The 6,175-nt window shown below is 48.7% G+C and carries 8 protein-coding genes; 3 read left to right on the forward strand and 5 right to left on the reverse strand.

Annotated elements, in window-relative coordinates:
• Window positions 1-23: 23 nt before the first annotated feature.
• Complete coding sequence (gene rpsT, locus GY843_RS08040; RefSeq protein ID WP_297308362.1) at window positions 24-290, forward strand: 30S ribosomal protein S20; 267 nt, start codon at window positions 24-26, stop codon at window positions 288-290.
• A gap of 77 nt (window positions 291-367) precedes the next feature.
• Here rpsT and proB read toward each other — a convergent pair whose 3' ends face one another.
• The 4 genes from proB to rplU form a co-directional block, all read right to left on the reverse strand.
• Complete coding sequence (gene proB, locus GY843_RS08045) at window positions 368-1,492, reverse strand: glutamate 5-kinase (protein ID WP_297308364.1); 1,125 nt, start codon at window positions 1,490-1,492, stop codon at window positions 368-370.
• A 47-nt stretch (window positions 1,493-1,539) separates the two neighbouring features.
• On the reverse strand, window positions 1,540-2,739 hold the full coding sequence (gene cgtA, locus GY843_RS08050) for an Obg family GTPase CgtA (protein WP_297308366.1): 1,200 nt from the start codon (window positions 2,737-2,739) through the stop codon (window positions 1,540-1,542).
• Window positions 2,740-2,874: 135 nt separating this feature from the next.
• Complete coding sequence (gene rpmA, locus GY843_RS08055; protein WP_297308368.1) at window positions 2,875-3,132, reverse strand: 50S ribosomal protein L27; 258 nt, start codon at window positions 3,130-3,132, stop codon at window positions 2,875-2,877.
• Between the two features lie 26 nt (window positions 3,133-3,158).
• Window positions 3,159-3,470: a 50S ribosomal protein L21 gene (rplU, locus tag GY843_RS08060; protein WP_007021223.1), complete on the reverse strand. Its 312-nt coding sequence runs from the start codon at window positions 3,468-3,470 to the stop codon at window positions 3,159-3,161.
• Window positions 3,471-3,696: 226 nt separating this feature from the next.
• On the opposite strand from rplU, the gene ispB reads away from it, so the two are divergent.
• Window positions 3,697-4,665, forward strand: a complete 969-nt coding sequence (gene ispB / locus GY843_RS08065; protein WP_297308372.1) for an octaprenyl diphosphate synthase — start codon at window positions 3,697-3,699, stop codon at window positions 4,663-4,665.
• A 25-nt stretch (window positions 4,666-4,690) separates the two neighbouring features.
• Here the strand turns inward: ispB and GY843_RS08070 are convergent, their stop codons facing one another.
• A complete protein-coding gene (locus tag GY843_RS08070; protein WP_297308374.1) occupies window positions 4,691-5,329 on the reverse strand; it encodes a thiopurine S-methyltransferase in 639 nt (212 codons plus the stop codon).
• A gap of 129 nt (window positions 5,330-5,458) precedes the next feature.
• Between GY843_RS08070 and fabA the strand changes: the two genes are divergently transcribed.
• Window positions 5,459-5,974, forward strand: coding sequence for a 3-hydroxyacyl-[acyl-carrier-protein] dehydratase FabA (gene fabA, locus GY843_RS08075; RefSeq protein ID WP_297308376.1), 516 nt, complete (start codon window positions 5,459-5,461; stop codon window positions 5,972-5,974).
• Window positions 5,975-6,175 lie beyond the last annotated feature (201 nt).

Here is a 6,175-nt window from a genome sequence, read left to right on the forward strand (position 1 = left end):
AACTAATTTTAAGGAGCCGGACTGTGGCAAATTCCGCAGGATCTCGTAAACGCGCTCGCCAGGCAGAGAAACGTCGCCAGCATAACGCTAGCCTGCGTTCCATGGTACGCACTTACATCAAAAAAGTAGACGCAGCTATCGCATCTGGTGATCAGACTGCAGCTCAGGAAGCATTCAAAGTGGCACAGCCAATTCTGGATGGTTCTGTAAACAAAGGCATCTTCCACAAGAACAAAGTTGCTCGCATCAAGAGCCGCCTTTGCAAAAAGATCGTTGCACTGGCTGCTTAATAGCAACTAGATGCATTAAAAAAACCGGCTTAAGCCGGTTTTTTTGTATCTGAAATTTACTCTCAGCTTCACACCTATTAAGCCAGCACCAGATTATCCCTGTGCACTAACTCCTCTTCACCCATAAAACCAAGAATTGATTCAATCTGGCGACTCGGCTTACCGATAATTCGCTGTGCATCTTCAATGCCATAGTTCACCAGTCCGCGCGCTATAATACGACCGAACTCATCACTGATAATAACCATCTCACCACGGGAGAAATCTCCACTCACACTACGCACACCAGCAGGCAGCAAGCTCTTACCCCGTTCACGCAGCGCCTTTACAGCTCCCTCATCCAATACCAGAGTGCCACGCGCCTGCAAATGACCCGCAATCCACTGTTTACGCGCAACCATTGGCTCTTTTTCTGGTACCAATAGAGTTCCCAGCTGCTCAGCATCACGCAAACGAAGCAGAACATCCTCTTCACGACCACTAGCAATCATTGTTACCGCACCTGAGCGCGCCGCTAGCTTAGCTGCACGCACTTTGGTCGCCATTCCACCACGGCCTAACTTACCACCATCACCAGCCATTGCATCAAGCGATTCATCGCCCGCGCGAGCTTCAGAGATAAGCGTAGCGCTTGGATCATGGCGCGGATCAGCAGTAAAAAGACCTTTCTGGTCGGTTAGCAGGATCAATGCATCAGCCTGAACAAGGTTAGCCACCAACGCCCCCAGAGTATCGTTATCCCCAAAGCGAATCTCTTTGGTAACTACCGTATCGTTCTCATTCACTACGGGAACGACACCCATATCTAGAAGAGTACGCAGCGTCGCCTGCGCATTCAGGTAACGCTTACGATTGGAATGATCTTCGTGAGTCAGAAGGATCTGCGCAGTATGAGTATCATGGCGCTGAAAGTTGGTTTCATAAGCCTGAACCAAGCCCATCTGACCAACAGCTGCGGCCGCCTGAAGCTTGTATATTTCATGGGGACGATTACTCCAGCCCAAACGGGTCATGCCTTCAGCCACAGAGCCGGAGGAGACCAATACCACTTCCAGACCAGATTTCTTCAGGGCAGCAATCTGGTCAACCCAACGACTGATCGCCTCCAGGTCCAACCCCTGCCCATCATTTGTCAGCAGCGCACTACCAATTTTCACTACCCAGCGCTGACTGCGCTTGAGCTTCTCCCTACCTACAGCCACCTAAAAACTCCTAACACAGTCTGTAGCAGCAACAATCACATCAGTTGCTATTCACGAACGTATTCAACTTCAACATCGTAATCATCATCGTCAAAGTCGTCATCATCCAGATCATCATTTTCACGGCGAGCACGCATCTCTGCACGCATCTGCTCAACGCGCTCACGTGCTTCAGTATCGATCTGCTCACGAACAGCTTGCTCTTGATCCAGAATAGAAGGATCTTCCTCAATTGCCTCAAGACGCTGATCCAGAAATGCCTGAATATCACGCATCATCTCGTCCGTACCCTGCTTACTCAATGCAGAAACACGATAAACAGGACCATCCCACTCAAGCGCATCGATCACAGCCTGACAGCGCTCTTCACGCTCCTCTTCAGACACCATATCCAACTTATTCAGCACCAACCAACGCGGCTGCTCAGCCAGAGTCGGACTGAATTTTTCCAACTCTCCCACAGCAACCGCTGCGGCCTCCGCTGGAGTTACCTCATCCCACGGCGCCATATCAACCAGATGCAGCAGAATACGGTTACGCGCCAGATGCTTCAGGAAACGGATACCCAATCCAGCACCTTCCGCTGCACCTTCAATAATTCCAGGGATATCAGCAATAACAAAACTACGGGACTGTTCGATTCGAACTACACCCAGGTTCGGGACCAGTGTCGTAAACGGATAGTTCGCCACTTTAGGTTTCGCCGCAGAAACAGCACGGATCAGAGTAGATTTACCCGCATTTGGCAAACCAAGCAGACCCACATCTGCCAGCACTTTCAATTCCAGCTTTACGTTACGAGTTTCGCCAATAGAACCTTTCGTTGTCTGACGAGGTGCACGGTTTACACTGCTTTTAAAACGAGTGTTACCCAGGCCGTGAAAACCACCCTGGGCAATTTTTTCAACCTGACCGATCTCAGTCATATCCGCCAGGATCTCATCTGTATCGGTATCGATAATGGTCGTACCTACCGGCACTTTTAGGATCAGATCTTCACCTTTAGGGCCTGTACAGTTGCGCCCCATGCCGCCCTTACCATTATCGGCCTTGTAATGACGCGTAAAACGGTAATCAATCAAAGTGTTTAGGTTTTCATCCGCTTCGAAGAAGATCGAACCACCATCACCACCGTCACCACCGTCAGGGCCACCTTTAGGGATGTACTTCTCACGACGGAAGCTCATGCAACCATTGCCGCCTTTACCAGCCTCAACGGTAATAACCGCTTCATCGACAAATTTCATTTTCTCTCCCCAAAAGTCACCAGCAGGAAATCTGGCGTTAAATCCCTGAATCAGGACCTAATGTCAGATCACCTGTAAATCATAAACAAAAAAGCTCCGCCTTGGCGGAGCTTTTTAGAAGCATAAAATCTTCAATTAAGCATCAACTACAGAGATGTACTGACGCTTCTGAGGACCTTTAACTTCGAATTTAACAACGCCGTCTGCTTTCGCAAACAGAGTGTGGTCTTTACCACAACCTACGTTTTCACCTGCGTGGAACTTAGTACCACGCTGACGAACAAGGATGTTTCCAGCAATAACTGCCTGACCACCGTAACGCTTAACGCCAAGTCGTTTCGACTCGGAATCGCGACCGTTCTTAGTAGAACCACCAGCCTTCTTATGAGCCATCTATCTAACTCCTAACTCGGTTAATATTAGGCAGAAATGCCAGTAATTTTAACTTCAGTAAACCACTGACGGTGGCCCTGACGTTTCATGTGATGCTTACGACGCTTGAATTTGATGATCTCAACTTTCTTAGCGCGACCGTGCTGAACAACTTCAGCTGTCACTTTAGCACCATCTACAACAGGCTCACCGATTTTGATGTCGTCGCCGTTGCCAACCAGCAGAACACGGTCAAACTCAACGTTTGCGCCAGCTTCTGCCTGCAGTTTTTCCAGCTTAAGGGTTTCACCTTCCTGGACGCGGTACTGTTTACCACCGCTTACGATTACTGCGTACATGTTCTTCTCCGTTTACAGCCCATCCAGCTACTAAGGAAAATGCCTACTTCTAATGGTTACACCATATGATAGGGAGCATTATTGGATGAGTCAGGGCGCGCGATTATAAAGCAATGCCAACAACAGCACAACCAAAACAACGTTTAAAACCCTAATCATTGACAGTTTATAAGCAGAGCCCTAGCATTCGCGCTATCACTATTATTTGTAGCGACCATTCACGACTATGCAGCCACACCAACTCAACCCAGCAATTGAACCTCAGTTCGAAGCCGTAAACGACTACATCATCAACCACCTCGGCTCTAACGTCCCTCTGGTTGAGAAGATTGGCCACTACATAGTTGAAAGCGGCGGAAAACGTATTCGACCTTTACTGGTATTGTTGGCAGCAAACGCCTCTGGCTATCAGGGTGAGAAACACATCCCTTTGGCAGCTATCATCGAATTTATTCACACCGCAACACTGCTACATGATGACGTTGTGGATAACTCTGACCTACGTCGCGGCAAAGACACTGCAAATGCCAAGTGGGGCAACGCTCCTAGCGTTCTGGTTGGTGACTTTCTATATTCTCGCGCCTTCCAGATCATGGTTGAGATCGGTTCCATGACAATTATGGAAGTAATCTCCAATGCGACTAACGTAATCGCAGAGGGCGAAGTACTTCAGCTACTTAACACCAAAAACCCAGACACTACCGAAGAAGCCTATATGCAGGTCATTCTCGGTAAAACCGCCATGCTGTTTGAAGCAGCCACTGAAGCTGGCGCAATTCTCGCGGAAGCAAGCCCTGAAGAACGCGAAGGCCTTCGCTTGTACGGCCTGCACCTAGGCACTGCATTCCAGCTAATTGACGATGTAATGGATTATCTCTCCACTGCAGAGGAGATGGGCAAGAACGTGGGTGACGATCTGGCAGAAGGTAAAGCAACACTGCCACTGATTCACGCCATGCGTGCAGGTAACGAAGAACAGCGCCTACTGGTGCGTCAGGCGATCCGTAAAGGCGGTCTGGACGATCTACAGCCGATTATGGATATCGTTAAAGAAACCGGCGCAATCGAATACACCCAACAGAAAGCTCAGGAAGAAGCAGACAAAGCAATTGCGGCCCTAAACGCTCTGCCAGAAAGCTCCTTCCGTGACACCCTTAAGCAGTTGGCGGATATAGCTGTTAAGCGCAAGAGCTAAGCCGAGCGCCCACCAGCAATAAAGTTTATTCCGCTGCTTTATCTTCAAGCAGCCACACGACCTCTGAACGACCCGCATCTCGCGGGTCTTCACATTCAAAGCGCTCCAAACAACGAATTGAAAAACGCTCACCATACAGCTGCTCCACTTCCTCGGAAGAAACACTGAACGGCGGACCTGACTCACCTTCAAATTCCAACGTCACCAACAGCACTTTACTGCCTGTTGGCAACAATTGTTGCAAGTACACTGCATAATCCCTACGCATTCCCGGAGGCAACGCAACCAGCGCAGCACGATCAAAAACAGCTCGGCTTTCTCTTATCAGCTCAGAATTAAGCGCAAAGAAATCACCACACAAAACACGAATACCATCAACTTCTCTTGCGACATACCCCCCGAACGATTTCCGCTCAGGCTCAACATCATTCTCAGCAAAAAAAGCCTCACAGGCTGCATCACTCAGCTCAACGCCCACAACCGGGTGCCCCTGCTCTCGCAGCCAGAGCATATCGCGGCTTTTTCCACACAAAGGCACAAACACAGTCTCATCCGAAGCAACTTTCAGCTCCGCCCAATGCTTTTTGAGAAAAGGATTAACATCCTCCTGATGAAAGCCAATACGCCCTTCCGCCCAACGCTGATGCCAAAAATCGTGCTCCATATACCTATTTACACCCTAAGTCTTAATCTTTTTAACCAATAAATATGACACAGATCGTGCCTCAAGCCGACGAAGTCGGTATAATTGCGCGATATTTTTACTTATAAGAACCTGGATACAAAGAAGCTAATGACAAGACCTTCCTCTTTTAATCGCGATGAGCTGCTATCTTGCGGTCACGGCGAGATGTTTGGACCAGGCAATGCACGCCTGCCTATCGGCAACATGCTGATGATGGATCGAGTTCTAAAAATCACCGAAGAAGGTGGTGAATTCGGTAAAGGCGAGATTATCGCAGAACTGGATATCAACCCAGACCTGTGGTTCTTTGGCTGCCACTTTGAGGAAGACCCTGTAATGCCTGGCTGCCTTGGCCTTGACGCTATGTGGCAGCTGGTTGGCTTCTATCTGGGCTGGAAAGGCAACCCTGGTCGCGGTCGTGCACTAGGTTCTGGCGAAGTTAAGTTCTTCGGCCAAGTACTGCCGAATGCTAAAAAAGTAACTTATAACATCCAGCTTAAGCGTGTAATCGAGCGTAAGTTGGTAATGGGCATCGCTGATGGCAGCATGTCTGTTGATGGACGTGAAATCTACACAGCTAAAGATCTGCGTGTAGGTCTGTTCACTTCTACCGAAAATTTCTGATTACAGAACATTTTCTGATCAAGCTAAGGCTCTGAATTCAGGGCCTTTGTTCTATATTCCGCGCAGTTTTTCACAAATCAGGTAGCCAAAAGACCTGAATTCACGGAAAATAAGCGCCTCAAATTAGAAAAAGAGAGAGAAGCACATGCGTCGTGTTGTTGTTACTGGTATGGGGATTGTTTCTTGCCTGGGTACAGACAA

Source organism: Neptuniibacter sp. (assembly GCF_024231755.1).
In the GTDB taxonomy this organism is placed as follows: Bacteria; Pseudomonadota; Gammaproteobacteria; order Pseudomonadales; family Balneatricaceae; genus Neptuniibacter.

Excerpts from the sequence above, each read along its gene's own strand:
- rpmA (WP_297308368.1), bottom strand. The coding sequence starts at position 3,132 with ATGGCTCATAAGAAGGCTGGTGGTTCTACTAAGAACGGTCGCGATTCC.
- fabA (WP_297308376.1), top strand. The coding sequence starts at position 5,459 with ATGACAAGACCTTCCTCTTTTAATCGCGATGAGCTGCTATCTTGCGGT.
- rplU (WP_007021223.1), bottom strand. The coding sequence starts at position 3,470 with ATGTACGCAGTAATCGTAAGCGGTGGTAAACAGTACCGCGTCCAGGAA.
- ispB (WP_297308372.1), top strand. The coding sequence starts at position 3,697 with ATGCAGCCACACCAACTCAACCCAGCAATTGAACCTCAGTTCGAAGCC.
- cgtA (WP_297308366.1), bottom strand. The coding sequence starts at position 2,739 with ATGAAATTTGTCGATGAAGCGGTTATTACCGTTGAGGCTGGTAAAGGC.
- GY843_RS08070 (WP_297308374.1), bottom strand. The coding sequence starts at position 5,329 with ATGGAGCACGATTTTTGGCATCAGCGTTGGGCGGAAGGGCGTATTGGC.